23 protein-coding genes and 1 other RNA gene are annotated in these 23375 nt (G+C 59.7%); 7 read left to right on the top strand and 17 right to left on the bottom strand.

Annotation, left to right across the window (positions count from 1 at the left end; genetic code table 11):
- Positions 1-558: 558 nt before the first annotated feature.
- Positions 559-1395 carry a hypothetical protein gene (locus JET17_RS18255; RefSeq protein ID WP_052293027.1) on the top strand — a complete coding sequence of 279 codons (837 nt, stop codon included), beginning with the start codon at positions 559-561 and terminating at the stop codon, positions 1393-1395.
- 227 nt (positions 1396-1622) lie between these two features.
- Here JET17_RS18255 and JET17_RS18250 read toward each other — a convergent pair whose 3' ends face one another.
- The 3 genes from JET17_RS18250 to JET17_RS18240 form a co-directional block, all read right to left on the bottom strand.
- Complete coding sequence (locus tag JET17_RS18250) at positions 1623-2336, bottom strand: recombinase family protein (protein WP_012315427.1); 714 nt, start codon at positions 2334-2336, stop codon at positions 1623-1625.
- A gap of 683 nt (positions 2337-3019) precedes the next feature.
- Entirely contained in the window at positions 3020-3262 is a 243-nt protein-coding gene (locus tag JET17_RS18245; RefSeq protein WP_012315426.1) for a hypothetical protein, read from the bottom strand.
- Between the two features lie 269 nt (positions 3263-3531).
- Entirely contained in the window at positions 3532-3762 is a 231-nt protein-coding gene (locus JET17_RS18240; protein WP_012315425.1) for a helix-turn-helix domain-containing protein, read from the bottom strand.
- Positions 3763-3856: 94 nt separating this feature from the next.
- Between JET17_RS18240 and JET17_RS18235 the strand changes: the two genes are divergently transcribed.
- Positions 3857-4201 (top strand): helix-turn-helix transcriptional regulator, encoded by a 345-nt coding sequence (locus tag JET17_RS18235; protein WP_042111609.1) that lies wholly within the window; start codon positions 3857-3859, stop codon positions 4199-4201.
- 630 nt (positions 4202-4831) lie between these two features.
- Here the strand turns inward: JET17_RS18235 and JET17_RS18230 are convergent.
- The 3 genes from JET17_RS18230 to JET17_RS18220 all read right to left on the bottom strand — a co-directional run bounded on the left by JET17_RS18230 (position 4832) and on the right by JET17_RS18220 (position 8739).
- A complete protein-coding gene (locus JET17_RS18230; protein WP_012315424.1) occupies positions 4832-5755 on the bottom strand; it encodes a helix-turn-helix domain-containing protein in 924 nt (307 codons plus the stop codon).
- A gap of 189 nt (positions 5756-5944) precedes the next feature.
- Positions 5945-6748 (bottom strand): phage antirepressor KilAC domain-containing protein, encoded by an 804-nt coding sequence (locus tag JET17_RS18225; protein ID WP_052293026.1) that lies wholly within the window; start codon positions 6746-6748, stop codon positions 5945-5947.
- 665 nt (positions 6749-7413) lie between these two features.
- Positions 7414-8739, bottom strand: a complete 1326-nt coding sequence (locus JET17_RS18220; protein WP_012315422.1) for a site-specific integrase — start codon at positions 8737-8739, stop codon at positions 7414-7416.
- Between the two features lie 147 nt (positions 8740-8886).
- On the opposite strand from JET17_RS18220, the gene ffs reads away from it, so the two are divergent.
- An RNA gene (ffs, locus tag JET17_RS18215) (signal recognition particle sRNA small type) lies at positions 8887-8982 on the top strand.
- 36 nt (positions 8983-9018) lie between these two features.
- Here ffs and JET17_RS18210 read toward each other — a convergent pair.
- Positions 9019-9432 carry a helix-turn-helix domain-containing protein gene (locus JET17_RS18210; protein WP_012315421.1) on the bottom strand — a complete coding sequence of 138 codons (414 nt, stop codon included), beginning with the start codon at positions 9430-9432 and terminating at the stop codon, positions 9019-9021.
- A gap of 82 nt (positions 9433-9514) precedes the next feature.
- On the opposite strand from JET17_RS18210, the gene JET17_RS18205 reads away from it, so the two are divergent.
- The 4 genes from JET17_RS18205 (at position 9515) to recR (ending at position 13414) form a co-directional block, all read left to right on the top strand.
- A complete protein-coding gene (locus JET17_RS18205) occupies positions 9515-10000 on the top strand; it encodes a DUF2938 domain-containing protein (protein ID WP_012315420.1) in 486 nt (161 codons plus the stop codon).
- Between the two features lie 138 nt (positions 10001-10138).
- Positions 10139-12208: a DNA polymerase III subunit gamma/tau gene (gene dnaX, locus JET17_RS18200; RefSeq protein ID WP_012315419.1), complete on the top strand. Its 2070-nt coding sequence runs from the start codon at positions 10139-10141 to the stop codon at positions 12206-12208.
- Positions 12209-12271: 63 nt separating this feature from the next.
- Entirely contained in the window at positions 12272-12607 is a 336-nt protein-coding gene (locus tag JET17_RS18195; protein WP_012315418.1) for a YbaB/EbfC family nucleoid-associated protein, read from the top strand.
- A gap of 204 nt (positions 12608-12811) precedes the next feature.
- Complete coding sequence (gene recR, locus JET17_RS18190) at positions 12812-13414, top strand: recombination mediator RecR (RefSeq protein WP_012315417.1); 603 nt, start codon at positions 12812-12814, stop codon at positions 13412-13414.
- A 110-nt stretch (positions 13415-13524) separates the two neighbouring features.
- Here the strand turns inward: recR and JET17_RS18185 are convergent, their stop codons facing one another.
- The 10 genes from JET17_RS18185 to JET17_RS18140 form a co-directional block, all read right to left on the bottom strand.
- Positions 13525-14073, bottom strand: coding sequence for an adenine phosphoribosyltransferase (locus JET17_RS18185; protein ID WP_003254303.1), 549 nt, complete (start codon positions 14071-14073; stop codon positions 13525-13527).
- A gap of 55 nt (positions 14074-14128) precedes the next feature.
- Positions 14129-14863, bottom strand: a complete 735-nt coding sequence (gene fnrA / locus JET17_RS18180) for a Crp/Fnr family transcriptional regulator FnrA (protein WP_012315416.1) — start codon at positions 14861-14863, stop codon at positions 14129-14131.
- Between the two features lie 185 nt (positions 14864-15048).
- Positions 15049-16431, bottom strand: a complete 1383-nt coding sequence (hemN, locus tag JET17_RS18175; protein WP_012315415.1) for an oxygen-independent coproporphyrinogen III oxidase — start codon at positions 16429-16431, stop codon at positions 15049-15051.
- Between the two features lie 108 nt (positions 16432-16539).
- On the bottom strand, positions 16540-17223 hold the full coding sequence (locus JET17_RS18170; protein WP_012315414.1) for a sulfite exporter TauE/SafE family protein: 684 nt from the start codon (positions 17221-17223) through the stop codon (positions 16540-16542).
- Positions 17216-17428 carry a cbb3-type cytochrome oxidase assembly protein CcoS gene (gene ccoS / locus JET17_RS18165; protein WP_012315413.1) on the bottom strand — a complete coding sequence of 71 codons (213 nt, stop codon included), beginning with the start codon at positions 17426-17428 and terminating at the stop codon, positions 17216-17218. The genes JET17_RS18170 and ccoS overlap by 8 nt, the downstream gene beginning before the upstream one ends.
- Before the next feature lie 13 nt (positions 17429-17441).
- A complete protein-coding gene (locus JET17_RS18160; protein ID WP_012315412.1) occupies positions 17442-19886 on the bottom strand; it encodes a heavy metal translocating P-type ATPase in 2445 nt (814 codons plus the stop codon).
- Positions 19887-19964: 78 nt separating this feature from the next.
- Positions 19965-20492 (bottom strand): FixH family protein, encoded by a 528-nt coding sequence (locus JET17_RS18155; protein WP_012315411.1) that lies wholly within the window; start codon positions 20490-20492, stop codon positions 19965-19967.
- 15 nt (positions 20493-20507) lie between these two features.
- Positions 20508-21923 carry a cytochrome c oxidase accessory protein CcoG gene (gene ccoG / locus JET17_RS18150; protein ID WP_042111606.1) on the bottom strand — a complete coding sequence of 472 codons (1416 nt, stop codon included), beginning with the start codon at positions 21921-21923 and terminating at the stop codon, positions 20508-20510.
- A gap of 277 nt (positions 21924-22200) precedes the next feature.
- The gene (gene ccoP / locus JET17_RS18145; RefSeq protein WP_012315409.1) at positions 22201-23181 is read right to left on the bottom strand and encodes a cytochrome-c oxidase, cbb3-type subunit III; all 981 of its coding nucleotides are present in this window, start codon (positions 23179-23181) and stop codon (positions 22201-22203) included.
- Positions 23178-23375 (bottom strand): CcoQ/FixQ family Cbb3-type cytochrome c oxidase assembly chaperone, encoded by a 198-nt coding sequence (locus tag JET17_RS18140; RefSeq protein ID WP_012315408.1) that lies wholly within the window; start codon positions 23373-23375, stop codon positions 23178-23180. The genes ccoP and JET17_RS18140 overlap by 4 nt, the downstream gene beginning before the upstream one ends.

Raw genomic sequence — 23375 nt, 5'->3', positions numbered from 1 at the left:
GATTGGCATCCAGCCCCCAGCGGCAAATTCTCAAATATCATAGGCAAAGAAAAGCCGCCCGAGGGCGGCTTTGAGCTTACGGGTTGTTCTTTCTGGCTTACTGACTTACGGCCTTACGTATAGCGTTTGTCCCAGGCAACCTAAAGGTGCGCGAGCAGCGTTGCAAAGGCCTTCTCGGTCACGTATGCGGTTACTCAGGTGGCGGTATACACGCCATACCTTTGATGTGGTGCGAGTCGGGCAAGCTGTAATGTCAAACTGGTATCAACCCTCGGTTCTCTGTACAGTTTGGCTTTCCAACGATTCGAGGTGGCTCATGGCGTGTCCAGTTTGTAAGAAGCAGACCTTTTTTAACGAGGGCGGCGTAAAGCAATGCACCAAATGCAAAGCTACAGGTTGGGCTTGGAATGATCCGGTTGAGCCGGGGCAGGGCATGGGTAAAAAGTGCCCAAATTGTGCTAAGCAGACCTTACACGCGATTGCCGGAGTAGTCTCTTTCACAATTCGTCGTTGCTCGACTTGCAGCTACTGCTTGGTCGCTGAGGAAGGCTAACCACCATGGGTATATACGGTGTAGGCGAGTATCTTGAGCGGGCTAAGGGCTTCATAGCTCTCGGAGATGAGAACTCGTTGCGGCATGCGTGCCTGGAATTGCGGTTCTGCCTAGAACGCATCGTTTACCAGAAGCTTGGTCAAATCGGAGACAAGCTACCGCTGGCGGTTTACCGGACTTGGCAGCCGCCCAAGGCGCTTAAGCTGCTTCTGAGCTTCGAGCCGCGTGCAGATCAAGACGTATCTATCAGCATTTGTAAGAACACAGCAGATGGCAAGCCGTCGGGAGATTGGCTCGACCTTGGTGACTATAAGATGTTTTCCGTCAAATGGCTTAACAAGCACTACAACAAGCTTGGGAAGTTTTTGCACGAGACTTCTTTGCCCGAGAATGACAATCCGCCCGAGTTGAAGGTGTCGATGATCGAGGCGATAGTGGATGAAATCGAGCGAGTAGCTACCGCCAATGTCATTGTAACGATGAACTCTATAACTGTTGTGCAGTGCTCTCTATGTGATGGCGACATGTACGTCAGTAGTTCTCAGATCGAAGATGATGCCGAAGTCGAGTGCTACAAAGACGAGTGCAGAGCCCGGCACCATATCAAAAAACTGGAAGGAAATGCCTTCACACTTGAGCGGGCAGGTCTCTACTCTGTGCCGTGCAAAGGTTGCGGCCAGCACTTACCGATGGAAACCATTGAGCACGGCGAGGTAAAGGCGTGTGTAGCGTGTGGCCTTGAGCATTTTTTCCGGTGGAGCTATGGCACCAGGCCTGCGCCCGTGGTTGATGCTCAAGCGGGTATAGGTAAACACGAAGGGAAAGGACACGATTGCGCTTAGGCTATTACCGCTATGTTCTACATGGACCTTCGTCCACAGCCAAATATCGCCAGTGAATCAGAGCGGGAATATCGTTAGGGGATTGGTCGAAGACGGCTAAGTGTGGGTCAGTGCTTAATGCTTCAGGTTGTCCTACAGCGAGCCCCATAGCACGATTTTGAAATATCTAGGCGCGGGTGAGCTCACTCCTGTACGTCGCTGGAATTGCTTCCTATGAGCTTGCGAGGCTATCCGCCATTAGTGTTAAAGGACAACTGAAGGCGAGTCATCAGGCGGGATACCGTCATGGGTTGAAATGCACTACCCCGTGCTGTAGTCACGCCTTTTGAGTTGAGGCAATGGGCAATGGCAGCAAACGAAGTGCAACCATCGTACAAGCACGCCTTGATGTGGTGAGCGATAGCATCAGCACGATTGTCTGCATTCACCTGCTTTGCCTTTACAGCGGCACCGTTGCCTACTGCCCACGCCTCCACACGCCCTGCGTCACGGCGGGCAATTTTTTCCTTAGCTTCTGCATCGCCATTGGCGGCGAGCTTCTTCAGTTCGGCCAAGCCAGCCTTTGTACGGGCACGGATCTTCAGTAGCTCCTCCTCGGCCAGTAGCGACTTGATGTTTCGCAGCAAGCCACTGCTATGAACGTCCTCGGCCTCAATGAACTTGTACTTCTTCTGCAAGGTGACGAAGTGAGCGTGATCCCGAGTGAGACGGTCAATACGATGCACTACAACCGGGCAATCCAGACCTTTCGCCATTGCGAGAGCGAGGCGGCATTGAGGGCGGTCCTGAGGATCGACGGCACCTGATACCCCCTCATCAGTGAACTGAGCGACAATCTCCCACCCGTGCGTCTCGGCTGCGATCTTGATGGCTGCAAACTGGCCACCTACCGACAAACACTGATCGTCTGTACTCATCCTTGCGTAGGCCACTACCTGCATCGCTTGCTCGGCTCATCAACTGGTGTGTGGCTATTTTAACATATTGCTGATGACCGTCTACGATATGTTAAGTCCGTTGTCGCGTGCTATATGCTGGGCGGAAGAAGGCTGGCGGCAGGATTCGGAGTAGCCTCCTGCTGCCTGTGATTTGCCCTTTGGAGTCATAGGTGTATGGGAGTCGTCTCGTATGACAATTCCCGATTGCCTTGTGAGAGTGCTGCGTGATGGCGTGGAGTGCTACCAGACGTGTCTAGGTAATTGATAGTGGGCTCCTCCACTTCTCTTATAGGCGTGGGGCCTTCATCGGCAGCGTTGCTAGCCCGGACTGGTCGGTCTGATCCGGCACCACCTATCCCTCGGCGCTCGGTCGAGAGATGCTCTCGGGGTTTATTAGGTGAGCCGCTGGCTTGGTAACTACAGGTCCAGTGGTCGATAAAGAGGCATAGCCCAATAAGCCTATAGATTGTAAGTGATTAGTTGCTCAAGGGGCTCCGGCTTAGCCCTTCTTGCCTCAATCCCAGTATCTACGGGAGGAGCCTTCAGATTTCTGGTAGCGGGGGGGCTTGCCACGCAGACCGATTTATAGATCATTAATAGATAAATCGAGCCGGCTTTGGCGAATGGCTGCTATCGACCCAGAGCGGACGTCCGGGCGAATACCTCAGAATTGTCGCCAAGACTATTTATGTGGCAAAAGTAAGCACTCTTTCCTCTTGAGTTTCCACTATGAACGCATTGACTTGTTCTTGCGGATGTGGGGAAAGCTCTGGGTATTCAAATGCAAGGTATTCGATGACCTCATCTTCTTCCCAAGGGCCGAGCGAAGCCATGTAATCAGGGTACTGATCCTGAATTTCTCTCCATGATTGGTAAGGATGCTTGGAGAGCAATACGATTGTTTGGGTGTAGATAATATGAATCTGCACGAATCTATTTCCGTATGTTGATGTCTTGGACACCGCCAGGCGAGTTTAAACCCTTTTCAGGATTGCCTGCCTGTCGGCGGATTCTGGCTGAAGCAAAGTGCAGGGCTGGCCGTCCGCTTCTGGCCGTTAGGAGCCTATCCCGACGGGCTGCTTTGGGTCGAGAGCGGTCGTACGCGAGAGGCAATGATTAGCTCTTGGTAAAACTCACTGATGCGCCGCAGGTAGTTGCAAAGGTGCCCGTAGTGTCGCTCAGCCACGATTGGGGCAGCTCACATCCCTTCGAACAAAGCGGAGATGCTCACGCCCAGAGCGTCAGCCAGCACCTTGATGGCATTGATGGACGGATTCGCTCCTCCCGTCTCGATGCGGGACATGTAGGTCCTAGCGAAGCCACACCGATCAGCGAATGCCTCCTGGCTCATGCCCATAGCCACGCGCAGCTCCCTGATGCGGGTGCCGAACTGGTGCTGAAGCGCTGGAGAGGGAGGTGGTGCAGGCATTCCTCATGGTCAGCGGATGTGATCTAATCGGACACACACTAATCGTGACATTCGTTGAGGGGCCAGCCCTCGCGGGTGCAAAAGGATCGAGACGATGGCCCAGGTTACTTCAATTTTCCCTGCATCCCAGGGCTCCGTGTTCTTCACGCCTGAAGCTATGAGGTGCGCCCTTGAACTGGTGCTTTCACACCGTTCTTGTGGTGCCATCCTGCTTGCTCTTTGGTCGAACGTGGGGGAGGGCGGGGTAGTGCGGGTGTCACAGGCTGCTATCGCCCATCAGTGCGACGTTACCCTCCGTAAGCTCTCGAAGGAACTCACTCACCTTGTCGAAGGCGGCTGGATCGAACTGGTAAATGTCAGTATCGAGCCGGGCGGTCCGCTTGAGTGCGTCATTAGCCCTCTTGTTCTTCAGATGATGAAGCCCGAAGAGCGGGTTTAAGTGTGCCGTAGGAGCTGAGCAGGGCTAGCACATTAGGCTGCTGGCCGTTGTCTCATTAGATTAGGGGTGGGTGGTGACGCACCACACCGTCATACATGGTTAGAGCTCCCCGAATACCTGCAGGATAATAGTTATATAGATGGGGGCAGAGGTGAGAGCCCCCGATCAACTTTGGTTCGACTGTAGAGTTAAATGTAACGTACCGTTACTAGATAGTGTTGTACACGATGCTTACAGAATTAGAAGCAAGATGAAGAGCGGGGAGGGCAGTGCAGCCCCACTCTCCCCCCCCCCCCCCCCCGTGCTACCTTGAGTTGTGATCTTGCCTCACGGCACGCTTGCAATCAGGGGGGGGCAGGGCAGAAAGCCCCCCGGAGCTTTTGATTTGAGCTGTACCGATACATGGTGACGTTCCGTCACGTTGTAGTAAGCTCTACAGTTCTTAGCAAGGTTGAAAGCAAGATCAAGAGCGGGGAGGGGCTTGTTTGCCCCTTTCTCTCCCCTTGCTGAATAGAGGGATATCTGTTCCTGGGGCACGACCTATCCTGCTGTGGCGTCTACGCCACTAATGGGGGAATGGTCTGGCGTCTATATTGCGGAATTAGTTAGATAATCCTTATATATCTGTCGCTAATTACCCTCGACTGACCCCTCTCTATAATTTGCTCGGGTGGCGGCTTGCTTCCATTGCTTGGCCGTGTTCTTAGATATGCCGAGCGCTTTGGCGATGGTCTTAACCGGAACCTCAGCCTTGATCATCATCAGTGCCTGCTGCTTCATCGGGTGTTCATTGCTAGGGACTTTTGTAGGGGCTGCCTGCGGCGGCGACCAGAACGTGTCGAAATCGACTTGTAAGTCGATGGATTGAAGAATCTGCGGGTGCCGTTCAAGGTACAGGGCTATGCCTCGTAAAGCTGTTCTCGCAGCTTCAATTACCCGTTGTAGTTGTCGAGTACTCATTGGTCGAAGCTCATGGTTGAGCAAGCAATTTGCTGCTGCCGCTATTGAGATGACGGAGAGTCGCAGCACCGACATTACGTCCGGAAGAGAGGCACTATGTTTTCCGGCTATTACACCAGGTCCCGTGTAGATCGCTCCGAATACGATATCATCTAGCCAGGGGGTGGGTCGCTCCTCAAATTTGAGAATGCAAAGTGCAGGAGCTAATGGGTTATCTGTCAGCTGTGGCTTTGGTCCGCGAGTGGAACTAGTTCTGACCTCTGAAGTTTGTTCATGATGACATAGCTCGATCACTGGTGCGAGTTCAGTTGGATGGGAGTGGGTATCCGAAGTCTCCAAGGGGGAAACGCTGCAGTCATCCTCTATGAGCCAGTTTTCACCGAGTCTTGCTGGTGTGCCAATGGTGTAATAAATCGGCTCAGGACTATATGTGGAGGTGGTGTATACGCCGTAATATTCACCGGTGACTACATCGTAGACATGGCTGTTGACTGTTCTGGTGTGGGCTTGTGCTAACTTGCTGCGTTGCGACTCAAGGGTTTTGCTGTCGTGTGCTTGGGGTGTAGTGTAAGATTTTATTTTTGGTACTTCCATGTGTTCGACGTAGTTGTTTGCCTAATGGTTGTCTAGCCGAATTGCGGGGGAGGTGGGGCTCAAAAGCTCAGGGTGGACTTGGCTAGCTTCGCGACGCCAGCCAGGTCGTGTATTCACCAAGGTGCCTAGAATGAGCTTGGTGTGTGTCGTGCTCGGTGTTGCTTAGTGCTGGTGCGCGCTGCCTTTTTGTTAAGCAGCCTGTTTATTTTGTGACCATCCTTCCTCGCTAAGCAGCTTACCGATATAGATTTCACCTTTTCCGGTTACCATGGTCTTATTGGACCGATGAATGCCGTTGGCGGTAATGTGTACCCGGCCTACAACTACGAAGCATCCTGAGTCAATGTGTCGTTGGTACGGTGAGTTGCATTTGTCCGCCATCAAGACCTTGAGCTCTCGTAACAGCTTGAAGAGCTTGTTGCGACCGATGCCAAATTTCTTACCGACTTCACTAATCGTCTGCAAGTTTGAAGAATCTGCTACCGCGTCATGATACTTAATCTTCGGTGCGTCCAGTTCTACCTTGTGGATTAACTGTTCGTAATTGCCAGCTAGGGACTGAGCTTGTTGAATGATCGTGTCTAAATAATGAGTCGGGTTATCCAGAAGATGCCGGGCGGCATTCTGGTGGACAGCCACACCACTTGTCGCGAGGCGGTCATATGCCTGGATTACCTCAATGTGGAAGTTGGTGCTAATCCACATCGCGTAAGCGTAGACAAGTTCCTTGGTAACATATGTGCCGCTCACGCCTTGGCCTTTGCGAATGCTTACTGGTTTAGTAGCCCAATTCTGGGCTTCTAATTCCGATACCAAGTCATCCGCTTGTGCGGTGGCAAGCCACTTTGAGGGGCGTTGGTGCCCCAGGCCGCCAGCGGCTTTGTGAACGTCATTTAGGCAATAGCGCCCCTCTTCGTCTTGTCTTATGGTGAAGTCTCCGAGCAAGACGGTTTTGGGTTGGTGATCTTTGATGCTAATTACGTTGTGCTTCATTTAGTGTAGTCCTTTACGGATTTCAGGCAATAGGTGGCCGTCGCTCGAAATTGAGAGCTGGTACTGGGTGCGGACCTATTGATAAAAGTTTGGTAGTGCTTAATAAAGGGGTTGGCGCTAAGTTAGTTCATTGCTTGATTCCTTCGTTGGGTATGGGGCTGGGCAATAGGGTGCCGTAACGTAAACTCTAAGTCTCGTCGGATTTATAGTGTGTGTGGCGAGTGGGCGGACTGGCCCTATGCTCAGGGAAGTATTGGGGGCTCTCTATTGGGTCATATAGTTGTCTCTAATGTTGGGGGTGAGGGCGATTACGGGCACGGAATTATCTTGCGATCATGGCATGGTAGTTACTCGAATAATTGAAACTAGGGCTGATGCGGTTGAGATGGTTAAATCCCGGGCACGACGAAACCTCCGTGCTAACCATTCATCGTTCCGACGAATCTGCAGGGAGGTTGATGTTGCGTTCGGCCAATGCGGGCCTGATTTGTCACCGGTTACTTGGTGATGGGCGCATCTTAGGGGTACTCGTCCTGTACGTCAACCCCTTGGTGTAAATTTTTCAGCTTTCACAGCCGTTGCTGTGGCTCCGCCACCAAGGTGGCCAGTCCGGCGGCGGTTTACTGCTATATAGCAGCCGCAGCCTCTCTCCGCTATCCGGCTACCTAGGGCCTGGTGGAAGTCCATGTGTCGTCACGCACCGCAATTTGTCGAAGCGCATCGAACATCGCCTTCAGTGGGCTCCTACTGCCGTAGATGCTGAACGTCACTGCTCCATCTTCGTGCCCGGCTATCCGCTTGATGAGCGAGTCCTGCACCCCAGCATCACGCAGGTCATCAATGAGCGTGTGGCGAAAGCTGTGGAAGGTCTTGCGTGGATCGGTGATGCCCAGCTTCGTCTTGTACCGACCGAACCACTTGGATGGGGCATGGCCTAGTTTCCCCCGCACCGCTTCCAGTTCAGGGAACAGGCGATCAGCGCCGCTGGCTTTCACTGACTCGACATGCTGAAGCAGACCTAAGTCCAACAGGGCAGGGTGCAGAGGGAGCATCCGACGACTGCTGGCGTTCTTCAGCTTCTGGTCTTCATGGCTGTCATCAATGCGAATGCAATGAATCCCTTGTTGCTCGATGAAATCATCAATTCGTAGCTGGCACAGCTCTTCTAGGCGTGCTCCAGTGGCTCGCCCAAGCAGTGGCAGCCAGTATCGCCACGGGTGCTTGCGTGCCTCTTTCCGCAGTGCGTGACAGTTAAGCAGAGCGACTAAATCATGGCGGTCAAACGACAGTCGTGCCTCTTTGGCAGATCCTGTCATCACCTTCATCCCGGCCAAGGGATTCTCGGTGACGTACCCGTTCGCCTTGCACCAGTTCATGAAGGCAGTGAGCTTCCGCAGCCGGTTGTTCACTGTGACAGCAGTGATGGTCTTGTAGGTGCTGCCTGACTCGACCACCTGCTTCAGGGTCTTACCCTTGAACTCGGGACGTAGGTTGAAATACTGGGGGCAGCGGCTAAGGCGTTCCTTTAGTAGGCGAGCTTGCTGAGTGTCGAAGGCTAACGCGGGCATATCACCCATCAGCTCGAACAGGTCAGCTAGGGAACGCTCTACGTCATCGGTGCTGCCCCTCCGCCATGTGCCACCACGTTTCCCTTCTTCTATATACAGCTTGGAGAGGGTGGCTAGGGTAGGGCCTTCGCGGCTCGGCTTCTGTGTGGCTGCTGGAATGGCTCGTGGTGCTATTGCAACGGCTGGTTGGGGTGCAATTACTCGCCATTGCTCGCACAACGCACGCAGCGTCTCAGGAGCTGTTAACGGGTGTTCGCTCAGGTGGCTGTTTACCTGCTGAGCTAAGGACGAGGCGAGGAACAGGGCTGCCTGACGCTCACGTACACGCAGAGAAATGCGAAGGGTGTGCCGGTTTGGAAACAGGTGCTTTGGCAGTCGAAGGTTGAGGTAGTAAACGGACTGGCGGCGGACGATATAAGCCATGGGGGACACCAGAGTGGACCAGTAAAGTGGACCAATTGAGTGGAACAATTCTGGTCACACCCCAAGCTCTGAGAGACCGTGCTGATGTCTGCACGGGTAGAGCGTCTGCTACCCCAACAGCCTGAAACCCTTGCCCCATAAGGCCCGCATTGATTACCGAGCATGCTTGCATGCGTACCTGGTCAGGCCCGGAAGGGAGCAGCCATAGCGGGAACATCGAGTGCCGGGGTGTGGCTGGTGGGGCCGCCTCCATTTCTGGGGTTCAAAAACCTCAGCCTGTCACGATACGGCCTTTCCTCTGGCCCGTTTTCCCCGCAGCGCCCCTGCTGCTGACAGCTTCATCAAGCGCTGAAATTTCGGACAGGCCAGGTGGTTTTCCTCTGGACACTGCGCTGCATGCCGTAGCCCCTTGCCAAGTGCCTGCAAGCGTTTGACCTGTGCATCGATTTCGTCAGTCTTGGCTATCAGCATCTGCCGATCGACCTGCTGGTCCATCAGCATCGCTCCCACTTCATCCAGAGAAAAACCAGCGGCCTGTCCCAGGGCGATCAGTGCCAGCCTGTCCGCAACATCGGCGGCGAACTGGCGCCGCTGGCCACGCCCGGCAAGTGACTCGAGCAGGCCTTTCTTTTCGTAGTAACGCAGTGTCGACGCAGGGACGCCTGTGCGTTTGGCGACATCGGCAATGTCCATTGAGGGGCCTTGACTTGAAGTTGACTTCAACTTCTATGCTGCGTGGCAGGTTGCTTAATGTCAATTTCAGAGGGCTGAATCAATGACGCTTGCCATGCTACAAGCTGCTTTGCTGATCGGGGTCGGTGCTACCGTGATCATGGACCTGTGGGGGATCTTGCTGCGGCGCTTGGGTATCGCCACGCTGAACTTCGCCATGGTGGGGCGTTGGGTAGGGCATCTGCTGCGGGGGCGCGTACGGCATCAGGCAATTGCCAGGGCCGAACCGGTGGCGAACGAGCTGATCTGGGGGTGGTTGATCCATTATGGGATTGGCGTGTTGTTTGCGGTAGTGCTGGTAGCAGTGGCCGGCGAGGGCTGGTTGCGCGCGCCGACGGTGTGGCCTGCATTGGCGTGGGGTGTGGTGACGGTGGCGGCGCCGCTGTGCTTCATGCAGCCATTGACGGGGGCAGGGTTCTTTGCCACCAGGACGCCGAAGCCTTGGCGTAATTGTCTGAAGAGTTTGGTTACGCACTTGGTATTTGGGTTTGGGTTGTACTTGAGTGCCGGTTTTATTTCAGCTCTTTGAAGAAAGTGCAGGGGATTACAGGTGTCCCAGGATCGTGCGCCAGTTACTGCGCGTAGGTGAACCATGCAGGGTGCAATTTCGGCCCCGCTCCGCTAGCATTAGCGATCTTCCGCTCGATCAGGCTACGATGGTTTTTCGATGAGTTATCAGGTTCTTGCACGTAAATGGCGTCCGCGCTCGTTCCGCGAAATGGTCGGCCAGGCCCATGTGCTCAAGGCCTTGATCAATGCCTTGGACAATCAGCGCCTGCACCACGCCTACCTGTTCACCGGTACCCGGGGCGTGGGCAAGACGACCATCGCCCGTATTATCGCCAAGTGCCTGAACTGCGAAACCGGCATCACCTCCACGCCATGTGGCACCTGTTCGGTGTGCCGTGAAATCGACGAAGGCCGCTTCGTCGACCTGATCGAGATCGACGCCGCCAGCCGTACCAAGGTCGAGGACACCCGCGAACTGCTCGACAACGTGCAGTACGCTCCCAGCCGCGGGCGCTTCAAGGTCTACCTGATCGACGAAGTGCACATGCTGTCCACGCACTCGTTCAACGCCTTGCTCAAGACGCTGGAAGAGCCACCGCCCTACGTCAAGTTCATCCTTGCCACCACCGACCCGCAAAAGCTGCCGGCCACCATCCTTTCGCGCTGTCTGCAGTTCTCGCTGAAGAACATGAGCCCGGAGCGGGTGGTCGAACACCTGAGCCACGTCCTGGAGGCCGAGAACGTTCCGTTCGAGCCTGATGCCCTGTGGTTGCTTGGCCGCGCTGCCGATGGTTCGATGCGTGACGCCATGAGCCTCACCGACCAGGCGATCGCGTTCGGCGAGGGCAGGGTGTTGGCCGCCGATGTGCGGGCCATGCTCGGCAGCCTCGATCACGGCCAGGTCTATGGTGTGCTGCAGGCGCTGCTGGAAGGGGATGCGCGGGCGTTGCTGGAGGCGGTGCGCAACCTCGCCGAGCAGGGGCCGGACTGGAGTGGCGTGCTGGCCGAAATGCTCAATGTGTTGCACCGGGTCGCCATCGCCCAAGCGCTGCCCGAGGCGGTGGACAATGGTCAGGGTGATCGCGACCGAGTGCTGGCGCTGGCGTCGGCCTTGCCTGCCGAAGATGTGCAGTTCTATTACCAGATGGGCCTGATTGGTCGACGCGACCTGCCCTTGGCACCCGACCCGCGGGGCGGTTTCGAAATGGTCCTGCTGCGGATGCTGGCGTTCCGACCGGCCGATAGCGACGATGCGCCGAAACCGGTACTAAAGCCGGTGGGGATCAGCCAGGCCACAGCTGATCCTGCAACCCCCGTGGCAGCGCCTGCGGTGGTCCCCGAGGCGTCTGTCGCTGCCGACGCAGTACCCGCTGCAGTAGTTGCGGCCCCGCAAGCCGAGCCTGCGGCTGTCGTCGAGGCAATGTCGGCTGTGCCACCACAACCTGAGCCCAAGGCCGAGCTGGCCGAGCCCGAGCCGGCACCGGAAGAGGAAGTCATCGACCTGCCCTGGGAGGAGCCTGCTGCCAAGCCTGCCCCGGTTGCCGTTAAGCCGGAGCCCGCGCCTGCGCCGGCTGCCGCGCCCCAGCCCCCAGTCGCCGAGCCGCAAGATGCCCAGCCGGCCTACGACGAGCCGCCATTCGATCCGTCTGCCTACGCCTCGGCGGGCATGGAGCGTGATGACGAGCCGCCGATGGATGAAGATTACTATGGCGGCGAAAGTGACCCGGTGGGCTTCAGCTATCTGGACGAACTGGTCGAGCACGTTCAGGAAGAGGCCCCCATCGCTGCGCCTGAGCCGCTGCCGGCCGCCAAGCCCGCCACCGGCCTGGCCCTGCAATGGCTGGAATTATTCCCACAGTTGCCTGTGTCCGGGATGACAGGCAACATCGCCGCAAACTGTACGCTGATCGCTGCAGACGGTGACGACTGGCTGCTGCACCTTGACCCGGGTCAGGGTGCCTTGTTCAACGCCACCCAGCAACGGCGCTTGAATGACGCGCTCAACCAGCACCTGGGGCGCACGCTGAACCTGCGCATCGAGCTTATCCTGCCCGAGCAGGAAACCCCGGCCCAGGCAGCCTCGCGCAAGCGTGCCGAGCGCCAGCAGGACGCCGTGGCGTCGATCGAGCAGGATCCGTTGATCCAGCAGATGATCAAGCAGTTCGGCGCCACCGTGCGACAGGATACTATTGAACCTGTAGAAGCCCTGGTCAGTCAGGGTCAGTAACGGATAACCATGCGGCCGGCCTGTGGCGGGCTGCATCACACGACCCAATCGAGGTATACCCCCATGATGAAAGGTGGCATGGCCGGCCTGATGAAGCAGGCCCAGCAGATGCAGGAAAAGATGGCCAAGATGCAGGAAGAGCTGGCCAACGCCGAAGTGACCGGCCAATCCGGCGGTGGCTTGGTCAGCGTGGTGATGACCGGTCGTCATGACGTCAAGCGCGTCAGCATCGATCAAAGCCTGATGTCGACTGAAGAAGACGACAAGGAAGTGCTCGAAGACCTGATTGCTGCTGCACTGAACGATGCCGTACGCAAGGTCGAGCAGAGCAGCCAGGAAAAAATGGGTGGCATGACTGCAGGCATGCAGCTGCCGCCGGGCTTCAAGATGCCGTTCTAAGGCATTTGCAGTTGAAAAGCCGCCACTGGGTTCCAGGGCGGCTTTTTTTGTGGTGTTGTTTACAGGTCGTTGCTGATGCTGCCTGGTGTATGCCTGGATGTTCTGGCGGCCTTTGGATCGAGCGCCGCTTGTGATAGGTGAGATTTGACGCTGTCAGGCTGCGCCGGTATAAACCGCCTCTCATAGAATTATCAGGCCTTTCCCATGAGCTTCAGCCCCCTTATCCGCCAACTGATCGACGCCCTGCGCACGCTGCCGGGCGTCGGCCAGAAAACCGCCCAGCGCATGGCCCTGCAGTTGCTGGAACGCGACCGCAGCGGTGGTGTGCGCCTGGCCCAGGCACTTAGCCTGGCCATGGAAGGGGTTGGCCATTGCCGCCAGTGTCGCACCTTGACCGAGCAGGAGTTGTGCCCGCAATGCGCTGATACGCGCCGCGACGATACCCAGCTGTGCGTGGTGGAGGGGCCGATGGATGTGTATGCGGTGGAGCAGACCGGCTATCGCGGTCGCTACTTCGTACTCAAGGGGCATCTGTCGCCGCTTGATGGCCTGGGGCCTGATGCTATCGGCGTGCCGCAGTTGATGGCGCGGATCGAGGAGCAGGGCAGCTTTACCGAGGTGATCCTGGCCACCAACCCGACTGTGGAAGGGGAGGCGACAGCACATTACATCGCGCAGTTGCTGGCCGAGAAGGGGCTGGTAGCCTCGCGGATTGCCCATGGCGTGCCGCTGGGCGGCGAGCTGGAGCTGGTCGACGGCGGCACCCTGGCACATGCCTTTGCGGGGCGTAAGCCGATTTCCCTTTGATTTGAATTGCTGGGGCCGCTGTGCGGCCCTTTCGCGACATAAGGCCGTACGCGGTCCCCTGTGGAGCGGCCTTGTGTCGCGAAAGGGGTGCAAAGCACCCCAAGAATCACTCAGTACTCGCTCAGCGAAAACTCGGTCAGGCAGAAGGTCGGCACACCCGCCGCCTGCAGCCGGCGCGAACCGTCCAGCTCAGGCAGGTCGATGATCGCCGCCGCCTCGAACACCTGTGCACCGGTGCGGCGCACTAGGTTGGCTGCGGCCAGCAGTGTGCCGCCGGTGGCGATCAGGTCATCGAAGATCAGCACCGAATCGCCTTCGCACAGGCTGTCGGCATGCACTTCCAGGAAGGCTTCACCGTACTCGGTCTGATACCCCTCAGACAGTACGTCAGCCGGCAGTTTGCCTTGCTTGCGGAACAGGATCAGCGGCTTGTTCAACTGGTGGGCGATGATCGAGCCGATCAGAAAGCCACGGGCATCCATGGCGCCGATGTGGCTGAACTCCGCCTCGACATAACGTTCGATGAACTGGTCGGCGACATAACGCAGCCCGCGTGGCGACTGGAACAGCGGGGTGATGTCGCGGAAGATCACACCCGGCTTGGGGAAGTCCACTACCGGGCGGATCAGGGCTTTGAGGTCGAAGGCTTCGCTGTGCATTGTTGCAGGTATCCTGAAAAACGAATGCGCCAGTATACCTTTTTCAAGCAGGCTTTCAGGCCTCCATCGCACCACCGGCCAGCGCACACAGCTGGATCGGGTCGAGGATGTGCACTTCCTTGCCCTCGGCGCGCAGCAGGCCGTTCTGCTGGAAGCGGGTGAACACCCGCGACACGGTTTCAACGGCCAGGCCCAGGTAATTGCCGATTTCGTTGCGCGACATGCTCAGGCGGAACTGGTTGGCCGAATAGCCGCGGGCGCGGAAGCGTGCCGACAGGTTGACCAGGAAGGTGGCAATGCGCTCATCGGCAGTCTTTTTCGACAGCAACAGCATCATTTGCTGATCGTCACGGATCTCGCGGCTCATCACCCGCATCAACTGGCGGCGCAGCTGGGGTAGTTGCACCGACAGTTCATCAAGGCGCTCGAACGGGATTTCGCACACCGAGGTGGTTTCCTGCGCCTGGGCCGAGACCGGGTAGGCTTCAGTGTCCATTCCGGACAGGCCCACCAGTTCGCTGGGCAGGTGGAAGCCGGTGATCTGCTCCTCGCCGCTGTCGCTCAGGCTGAACGTCTTGAGGGCGCCGGAACGTACGGCGTAAACCGAGCCGAAATTGTCACCCTGGCGGAACAGGAACTCGCCCTTTTTCAGCGGGCGTCCGCGTTTGACGATTTCATCCAGTGCATCCATGTCTTCCAGGTTGAGCGAAAGAGGCAGGCACAGGGGGGCCAGGCTGCAATCCTTGCAATGGGCCTGGCCGTGGGCGCGCAGTTTGACTGGCTCGGACATTTGAATCGATCCTTGTGGGAAAGCACACATAAGTCGTAAGGGTAACCTACGGCATAGGGTGTAGGCCAGTGTGCGCGAGGATGATGCGCCTTGGCCGAACCCCAGCTGCATCATGCCGGGGGTCCGTTCTTGCCCATAGTGTGCTCGGCAAGCGGGCTTGTCCACACGGTCAACGACTCGCTTGGCTAGATCACTCGTGAAAATCGCTGACGGTCGTGCATCGCCAGATACGCGTCGAACACCATGCATACCGAGCGGACCAGCAGGCGCCCGGCCGGCAGGATGCGTATGCCCTTTTCGTCGAGGTGGATCAGGCCGTCCCTTTGCATGTTCAGCAGCGCTGGCCAAAGATCGTTGAAATAGCCCCGAAAATCGATGGTGAACGCGCTTTCGATCGGCTCGAAGTCGAGCTCGAAGTGGCAGATCAGTTGCTGGATCACTGCCCGTCGCAGGCGGTCATCGTGATTGCACAGCAGGCCGCGCTGGGTTGCCAGCTGGGAGCCGGAAAGCGCGTCCTGATAAGTGTTGAGGTCGCTGCTGTTCTGGCAGTACAGGTCGCCGATCTGGCTGATTGCCGAAACCCCCAGGCCGATCAGGTCGCAGTGGCCGTGGGTGGTGTAGCCCTGGAAGTTGCGCTGCAGGGTGCCTTCTTCCTGGGCGACGGCCAGCTCGTCGTCGGGCAGGGCGAAGTGGTCCATGCCGATGTAGCGATAGCCGGCGGTAGTGAGCTGTTCGATGGTGGCCCGGAGCATCTCCAGCTTGGCTGCCGGGGCCGGCAGGTCGTTGCTGTCGATACGCCGTTGCGGCATGAAGCGCTCAGGCAGGTGGGCGTAATTGAAGACCGAGAGGCGGTCGGGCTGCAGGCGGATCACTTCCTCGACGGTGCGGGCGAAACCTTCCGGGGTCTGCTTGGGCAGGCCGTAGATCAGGTCCAGGTTGACCGAGCGGAACTGCAAGGTGCGCGCCGCCTCGATCAGGGTGCGGGTCTGTTCCAGGCTCTGCAGGCGGTTGATCGCGCGCTGCACCGCAGGGTCCAGGTCCTGCACACCGAGGCTCACGCGGTTGAAGCCCAGTTCGCGCAACAGGCCCATGGTCGACCAGTCGGCCTCGCGCGGGTCCAGTTCGATGCCGTAGTCGCCGGAATCATCGTCCAGCAGGTTGAAGTGCTGGCGCAGGGTGGCCATCAGCTGGCGCAGCTCCACATGGCTGAGGAAGGTCGGCGTGCCGCCGCCCAAATGCAGCTGTTCAACACGCTGTTTAGGGTCCAGGTGGCAGGCGATCAGCTGGATTTCCTGCTCCAGGCGCTGCAGGTAGGGTGCGGCTCGGGCACGGTCCTTGGTGATGACCTTGTTGCAGGCGCAGTAGTAGCAGATGTTGGCGCAGAACGGCACGTGTACGTACACAGACAACGGGCGCACGGCCCGGCGGCTTTCGCGCAGGGCGTGGAGCAGGTCGAACGAGCCGACTCCGCTGTGCAGCTGCACCGCAGTCGGGTAGGAGGTGTAGCGCGGGCCGGCCAGATCGTAGCGGCGGATCAGGTCGGCATCCCAGCGTAGATCTTCGAGCATGTGGGCGGTCCCCGGAATGAGCAGCAGTGCCCCGGAGTCTATGGCCGTCTGTAGGAATCTGTGTTGATTTGTATCAAGAGCTACGGGGGGCGCTGCCCAGCAGCCCTGTCAGTGCCCCATCAGCCAATGCTGGTGCGGCCCGGGCAGTGTCCACAGGCCGAACAGGATGACCAGCAGTCCTCCTGCCATACGCACGCTACGCCGCCGCAACAGGCTGTTGACCCGCTCCGCCGCCAGCCCTGTGGCCAGCAGCACAGGCCAGGTACCCAGCCCGAACGCCAGCATCAGCGTCGCACTGTACCCCGCATTGCCCTGGCTGGCTGCCCACAGCAGGGTGCTGTAAACCAGCCCGCATGGCAGCCAGCCCCACAGCGCGCCAAGCAGCAGGGCCCGGGGCAGGCTGGAGACCGGCAACAGGCGCGTGGCCACTGGCTGGATATGCCGCCAAAGCCCCCTGCCCAGTGCTTCGATGCGCGTCAGCCCGCTCCACCAGCCGGCCAGGTACAGGCCCATGGCGATCAGCAGCAACGCTGCCACCACCCGCAGTGCCAGGGCGGCAGGGCTGCTGGCTACGGCCCAGCCGGCCAGGCCCAGCAGCAGGCCGGCGCAGGCGTAGCTGAGGACCCGCCCAAGGTTGTACGCCAGCAGCAGGCGCAGGCGCCGGCCGCGTTGCTCCGGCGGGATCGCCAGGGTGAGTGCGCCCATAAGGCCGCCGCACATGCCCAGGCAGTGGCCGCCGCCGAGCAGGCCGAGGACCAGCGCGGAGCCGAGCAGGGGAAGCAGGTCAGGCACGGGGTGGTTGGTCCTTGTCTTGCGGCTCGGCGGGCTCTTGTTTGACGGCAGCCTGGTGGCGTGGGTCCTGGTCGTCGAACAGGATGCTGTGGGCAGGGCTTTCAAGATCGTCGTACTGGCCGCTGTCGACCGCCCAGAAAAAGATGTACACGGCGACGCCGACAAGCAGCAGGGCGGCCGGGATCATGACATAGAGGGCTGGCATGGGCGGCTCCTGATCAGGCAATGGCAGGTTGTGGGGCGCTGGCTGTGGCCGCCACGCCAGGCAGCCGGGTCAGGCGCAGGGCATTGAGGACCACGATCAGCGAGCTGACCGACATGCCGACGGCGGCCCACACCGGGGTGATCCAGCCGAGCGCGGCAAACGGCAGCATGAGGCCATTATACAGCGTCGCCCAAAGCAGGTTCTCGAGGATGTTGCGGCGGGTGCGGCGGGCCAGGTCGAAGGCATGTACCAGCGCTTGCAGACGGTTGCTCAACAGCACTGCATCGGCACTGGTCTTGGCAAGATCGGTGGCACTGCCCATGGCAATGCTGATATCGGCGGCGGCCAGCACCGGCACGTCGTTCACCCCGTCACCCAGCATCAGAACCTTGCGCCCGGAGGTCTGCAGAGCCTTGAGCCGGTCCAGCTTGTCGTCCGGGCGCAGGCCGCCAATGGCCTGGTCGATACCCAGCTGAGCGGCCACTTCAGCGACCATGGGCGAGCTGTCGCCCGATAGCAGCAGGGTGCGCCAGCCGCGCGCCTTGCAGGCCGCCAGCAGAGCAGGGGCGTCCTCGCGCAGGCGATCGTCCAGGCCGAACCAGGCCAGCGGGCCTTGGCGATCCCCTAGCAGCAGCCATTGACCACGAGGCTCCGGGACAGTCGGGATTTCGGCGCCGCTGAGGGCGCAAACGAACGTGGGCTGACCGATGCGCAGGCGCTGCCCGCCGGCCAGCCCTTCCAGGCCCAGCCCGGGTACCGTTTGCACATCGTCCGCAGGCTCGGCATTGCGGCCGAAGGCGCGGGCGATGGGGTGCTCGGAGCGGTTTTCCAGGGCTGCGGCAAGGGCCAGGCAGCGGTCGGCGGCCACTGCGCCCAGCGGGCGAATGCTGCGCAGCGTCAGGCGGCCCTCGGTGAGCGTGCCGGTTTTGTCGAAAATGACCGTGTCGATCTGGTTGAGGCCTTCCAGGACATGACCTCGGGTGACCAGCAGGCCGAGCTTGTGCAGCGTACCGGTGGCGGCGGTCAGTGCTGTAGGGGTGGCGAGCGAGAGCGCGCATGGGCAGGTGGCTACCAGCATGGCCAGGACAATCCAGAACGCTCGTGTGGGGTCCAGGTGCCACCACCACAGGCCTATGACGATAGCGGCCACCAGCGTGAACAGCAGGAACCACTGCGATGCACGGTCGGCTATTTGCGCCAGGCGTGGCTTTTCCGTCTGCGCGCGTTCCAGCAGGCGGACGATGGCCGACAGTCGCGACTCCTGGCCAAGGGCTTCGATTTCTACGTTCAGCGTGCTTTCGACATTCAAGGTGCCGCCGGTGACCCGGTCGCCGACCCGCCGCGGTTGCGGCAGGTATTCACCGGTCAGCAGCGACTCGTCGACGCTGGAGCGGCCTTCGACAATGCGCCCGTCAGCCGGTATCACTGCGCCGGGCAGCACCTGCACGGTGTCGCCGCGTTGCAGTTCGCTGAGCAGGATGCGCTCGCTGCGGCCAAGGCTGTCCAGGCGCAGGCAAGAGGCCGGTAGCAGGTTGACCAGTTGCGCGGTCGCCGCCGCGGTGCGCTCGCGGGCGCGGCGTTCAAGGTAGCGGCCGGTGAGCAGAAACAGTGCGAACATGCCCACGGTGTCGAAATACAGCTCGCCACTGCCGGTGACGGCCGTCCATATCCCGGCACCGAAGGCCAGGGCGATGGCCAGCGATACCGACACGTCCATGGTCAGGTGGCGGGTGCGCAGGTCGCGTGCGGCTCCTTTGAAGAAGGGCGCGCAGCTGTAGAACACGATCGGGATGGTGAGAAACAGCGCCACCCAGCGCAGGATGGTGTGCAGCTCGGGCGACAGGTCGATGTTGAATTCCGGCCAGGTGGCCATGGTCGCCATCATCGCCTGGAACCACAGCAGCCCGGCCACGCCCAGCCTGCGCAGGGCGCTGCGGTTTTCGCGGGCCAGTTGCTCGGCGGCCTGGTCGGGCTGGTAGGGATGGGCGGCGTAGCCGATCTGGCGCAGCTCGGCCAACAATCGCGAGAGCGGCAGGCGTTGGTCTTCCCAACTGAGCAGCAGGCGATGGTTGGACAGGTTAAGACGTGCGTCGGCCACGCCGGGCAGGTTGCGCAAATGCTTTTCGATCAACCAGCCGCAGGCGGCGCAGCTGATGCCTTCGACCAGCAGGGTGGTTTCGGCCAGGTCGCCTTGGTGACGGACGAAGGTCTGTTGCACGTCACTGCGGTCGTACAGGGCCAGTTCGTCCTGCAACTGCTTGGGCAGGGCCTCGGGGTTGGCGCTGTTGTCGCTGCGGTGCCGGTAGTAGTGCTCCAGGCCACCGGCGACGATCGACTCGGCCACTGCCTGGCAGCCGGGACAGCAGAAGTGCCGGGGCTGGCCGAGGACCACGGCGGTGAAGCGGCTGCCGGCGGGGACGGGCAGGGCGCAGTGGTAGCAGGGGGTGGGCTGGGTCATCACATCATTGCCTTACATATATCGGCTGGCCGGCGCGTTCCCCGGTAGGAGCGGCCTTGTGTCGCGAAAGGGGCGCTCCTACAAGTGTTCAGCGCCCTGGATGGCTTCATCGCCCAACTGCAAGGTCACACCATGCGCCACTTTTTCCTCCTCGAACAAGCGCCACACCTGGCCGCTTTCGCTACCCAGCAGCTCGACAAAGCGGCGCCCGTCGACCTTGTCTTCCAGTTGCCCCACATAGCGCCCTGCCTCGACCCGGCTCAGCAGCACCTTGCGATCCTTTTCTGGCTGGGTGGGTGAAATCAGGTTCAGCTCCAGGCTCTGCGGGTTGCTGCTGCCGGCCAGGCGCAGGTCCACTTCGCCTGTCAGCTCGTCCAGGTGCACGCTGGCCTTCAAGCCCAGGTTCTGCGCCAGCAATTCACGGTCCAGCGAGCGGTTGATGCCTTTGCCAGCCTCGTAGTAGTTGTCGTTGACCAGGTTGTCGGGGTTGTTCACGGCGATGCTGACCATGGTCAGGCTCAGGCACACCGAGGTGGTGAGGATGCCGATGATGATCCAGGGCCAGAGGTGCTTGTACCAAGGGCTGGTGGCGGTGGCGGCAGGCATGGTTCGCGTTCTCTCTCAGCGGATCTGTGGGCCGATGAAGCGGCTCTTGGCTTCGACCTCGGCAGCGCTGTCATCGGCGCTCTTGAGGGTGAAGGTGATTTCGTTGGTGGTCGAGGGCAGTTTCTCGGGGGCGACCGACAACTGCACCGGCAGGCTGACGATATCGCCGGCGGCCACGCGGATTTCCCGCTGGCCTTCGAGCCGCAGATCAGGCAGACCAGCGGCGTCCAGCACGTAGATGTGGTCACGCTGGTCCTTGTTCATGACCTTGAGGCTGTACACGTTCTCGATCCGCCCCTGGGCGTTCTCGCGGTACAGCACGCGGTCCTTGCTAACGTCGAAGCCCACCAGCGAGCGGGTGGCGAAGGCGGTGGCCAGGGCGCCGATCATCACCAGCAGTACCAGTGCGTAGCCGATCAGCCTTGGGCGCAGCATGTGGGTCTTTTGCCCCGACAGGTTGTGCTCGGTGGTGTAGCTGATCAGGCCTTTGGGGTAGTTCATCTTGTCCATGATGCTGTCGCACGCGTCGATGCAGGCGGCGCAGCCGATGCACTCGATCTGCAGCCCGTCGCGGATGTCGATGCCGGTGGGGCAGACCTGTACGCACATGGTGCAGTCGATGCAGTCGCCCAGACCCTGGGCCTTGTAGTCCGCGTCCTTCTTGCGCGGGCCGCGGGTTTCACCGCGGCGCGGGTCGTAGGAGACGATCAAGGTGTCCTTGTCGAACATCACGCTCTGGAAACGTGCGTAGGGGCACATGTACACGCACACCTGCTCGCGCAGCCAGCCGGCGTTACCGTAGGTGGCCAAGGTGAAGAAGCCGACCCAGAAGTAGGCCCAGCCATCGGCCTGGCCTGTGAAGAATTCGATGACCAGTTCGCGAATCGGCGAGAAGTAGCCGACGAAGGTCATGCCGGTGACGAAGCCGATCAGCAGCCACAGGCTGTGCTTGGTGAACTTGCGCAGGAACTTGTTGGCGCTCATCGGGGCCCGGTCAAGCTTCATGCGCTGATTGCGGTCGCCTTCGGTGACCTTCTCGCACCACATGAAGATCCACGTCCACACGCTTTGCGGGCAGGTGTAGCCGCACCACACGCGGCCGGCATACACGGTAACGAAGAACAGGCCGAAGGCGGCGACGATGAGGATGCCCGAGAGCAGGATGAAGTCTTGCGGCCAGATGGTGGTGCCGAAGATGTAGAACTTGCGTTCGGGCAGGTTCCACCATACCGCCTGATGGCCGCCCCAGTTCAGCCAGACAGTGCCGAAGTACAAAAGGAACAGCGCTGCCCCGCCGACCATCCGCAATCTGCGGAACAGGCCGGTGAAGGCGCGGGTGTAGATTTTCTCGCGAGAGGCGTAGAGGTCGACGGAATCCTTCCCTTTGCTGGCAGGCGGGGTAACGTCATGTACCGGAATTTGCTTGCTCATCATCAAGTCCCACGGCAGTGGAGAAATGCCGCGGCCAGTGCGTGCCGGCCGCAGTCTCGCGCGTTCTGCTAACGCTGCGACCCATGATACGCCGCTGATGGCACGCCGGGGTCGCCATGCGACCTTTAGTCGCGTTGGTTTCGTGGTGTTAGTCGTGTTAAGGCGGGTGTCAATTGATCCAGGTCAGCTAGCGCTGAATCTACCGGCCCTTTCGCCGGCAAGCCGGCTCCCACAAGGTGCGGGAACCGGCTTGCCGGCGATAGGGCCGGTGCAGGCATCACTCGGCCTTTTCAGACTCCTGCTCCTGATGCGACAGGCTGTACACATAAGCCGCCAGCAGGTGCACTTTGTCATTGCCCTGCAGTTGCTCCTGCGCCGGCATCTGCCCCTGGCGACCATAACGGATGGTCTGTTGCAACTGAGCGAAGCTCGAACCGTAGATGAACGCCTGCGGGTGAGTCAGGTTCGGTGCGCCCATGGCGGGTGTGCCCTTGCCTTCAGGGCCATGGCACGCCACGCAGTTGGCGGCGAAGATCTTCTGCCCGTTCTCGACATCGGCCTTGGCGCCTTCGGGCAGGCTACGGCCATCGAGCTTGCTGATGACGAAGGCCGAAACGTCGGCCACACCTTGTTCACCAATCACTTCCGACCACGCCGGCATCACGCCATGGCGGCCACCCATGATGCTGGCCTTGATGGTTTCCGGCTCGCCGCCCCAGCGCCAGTCGTTGTCGGTGAGGTTGGGGAAACCGTAGGCGCCCTTGGCGTCGGAGCCGTGGCACACCGAGCAGTTGGATGCGAACAGCCGCGCACCCATCTTCAGTGCTTGCGGCTGCTTGGCCACTTCTTCGATAGGCATGGCCGCGTACTTGGCGAAGATCGGCCCGAAGCGGGCATCGGCCTTGGCCATTTCCTTTTCCCACTCGTGCACGCCGGTCCAACCGGGCTGACCGTTGGTGAACTCGGTCTGCTTGTCGTTATCCAGGTACGAATACCCGGGCAGCACGCCTTTCCAGTTGCCCAGGCCCGGGTACAGCACCAGGTAGCCGAGGGCGAAAATGATGGTGCCGACGAACAGCCAGAACCACCATTTGGGCAGCGGGTTGTCATATTCCTCGATGCCATCGAAGGCATGCCCGACGGTTTCGTCGGTGACCTCTTCGCGCTGGCCCTTGCGGGTCGACAGCAGTAGCCAGGTCAACGCGAAGATGGTGCCCAGGGTCAGGACGGTGACGTACAGACTCCAGAAGGTTGTCATTGTTGTTTGCTCCCAGAAGCTTTTGCTTGCGCTTGCTCGACGTGCGTTTTGGCCTCGGGGTCATCGGCGAACGGCAGTTGGGTTGCCTCGTCGAACTCCTGCTTGCGCCGTGGGTTGAACACCCACAGCGCCAGGCCCACGAAGGCCACCATCACCACGACGGTGCCCAGGCCGCGAATCATCCCGATATCCAT

Source organism: Pseudomonas putida, assembly GCF_016406145.1.
GTDB classification, from domain to species: Bacteria; Pseudomonadota; Gammaproteobacteria; order Pseudomonadales; family Pseudomonadaceae; genus Aquipseudomonas; species Aquipseudomonas putida_E.
The sequence above is the reverse complement of the archived record's forward strand: the minus strand, read 5'-3'. Positions and strand labels throughout refer to the sequence as shown.

Bases quoted from the DNA above. Each gene is read 5' to 3' on its own strand.
- hemN (WP_012315415.1), bottom strand. From the start codon at position 16,431: ATGCTCGAAGATCTACGCTGGGATGCCGACCTGATCCGCCGCTACGAT.
- JET17_RS18230 (WP_012315424.1), bottom strand. From the start codon at position 5,755: ATGGAAGTACCAAAAATAAAATCTTACACTACACCCCAAGCACACGAC.
- JET17_RS18240 (WP_012315425.1), bottom strand. From the start codon at position 3,762: ATGCCTGCACCACCTCCCTCTCCAGCGCTTCAGCACCAGTTCGGCACC.
- JET17_RS18140 (WP_012315408.1), bottom strand. From the start codon at position 23,375: ATGGATATCGGGATGATTCGCGGCCTGGGCACCGTCGTGGTGATGGTG.
- JET17_RS18205 (WP_012315420.1), top strand. From the start codon at position 9,515: ATGACGCTTGCCATGCTACAAGCTGCTTTGCTGATCGGGGTCGGTGCT.
- JET17_RS18255 (WP_052293027.1), top strand. From the start codon at position 559: ATGGGTATATACGGTGTAGGCGAGTATCTTGAGCGGGCTAAGGGCTTC.
- ccoP (WP_012315409.1), bottom strand. From the start codon at position 23,181: ATGACAACCTTCTGGAGTCTGTACGTCACCGTCCTGACCCTGGGCACC.
- dnaX (WP_012315419.1), top strand. From the start codon at position 10,139: ATGAGTTATCAGGTTCTTGCACGTAAATGGCGTCCGCGCTCGTTCCGC.
- ccoS (WP_012315413.1), bottom strand. From the start codon at position 17,428: ATGCCAGCCCTCTATGTCATGATCCCGGCCGCCCTGCTGCTTGTCGGC.
- JET17_RS18160 (WP_012315412.1), bottom strand. From the start codon at position 19,886: ATGACCCAGCCCACCCCCTGCTACCACTGCGCCCTGCCCGTCCCCGCC.
- JET17_RS18235 (WP_042111609.1), top strand. From the start codon at position 3,857: ATGGCCCAGGTTACTTCAATTTTCCCTGCATCCCAGGGCTCCGTGTTC.
- ccoG (WP_042111606.1), bottom strand. From the start codon at position 21,923: ATGAGCAAGCAAATTCCGGTACATGACGTTACCCCGCCTGCCAGCAAA.
- JET17_RS18155 (WP_012315411.1), bottom strand. From the start codon at position 20,492: ATGCCTGCCGCCACCGCCACCAGCCCTTGGTACAAGCACCTCTGGCCC.
- JET17_RS18185 (WP_003254303.1), bottom strand. From the start codon at position 14,073: ATGCACAGCGAAGCCTTCGACCTCAAAGCCCTGATCCGCCCGGTAGTG.
- JET17_RS18225 (WP_052293026.1), bottom strand. From the start codon at position 6,748: ATGAAGCACAACGTAATTAGCATCAAAGATCACCAACCCAAAACCGTC.
- JET17_RS18210 (WP_012315421.1), bottom strand. From the start codon at position 9,432: ATGGACATTGCCGATGTCGCCAAACGCACAGGCGTCCCTGCGTCGACA.
- fnrA (WP_012315416.1), bottom strand. From the start codon at position 14,863: ATGTCCGAGCCAGTCAAACTGCGCGCCCACGGCCAGGCCCATTGCAAG.
- recR (WP_012315417.1), top strand. From the start codon at position 12,812: ATGAGCTTCAGCCCCCTTATCCGCCAACTGATCGACGCCCTGCGCACG.
- JET17_RS18195 (WP_012315418.1), top strand. From the start codon at position 12,272: ATGATGAAAGGTGGCATGGCCGGCCTGATGAAGCAGGCCCAGCAGATG.
- JET17_RS18220 (WP_012315422.1), bottom strand. From the start codon at position 8,739: ATGGCTTATATCGTCCGCCGCCAGTCCGTTTACTACCTCAACCTTCGA.
- JET17_RS18250 (WP_012315427.1), bottom strand. From the start codon at position 2,336: ATGCAGGTAGTGGCCTACGCAAGGATGAGTACAGACGATCAGTGTTTG.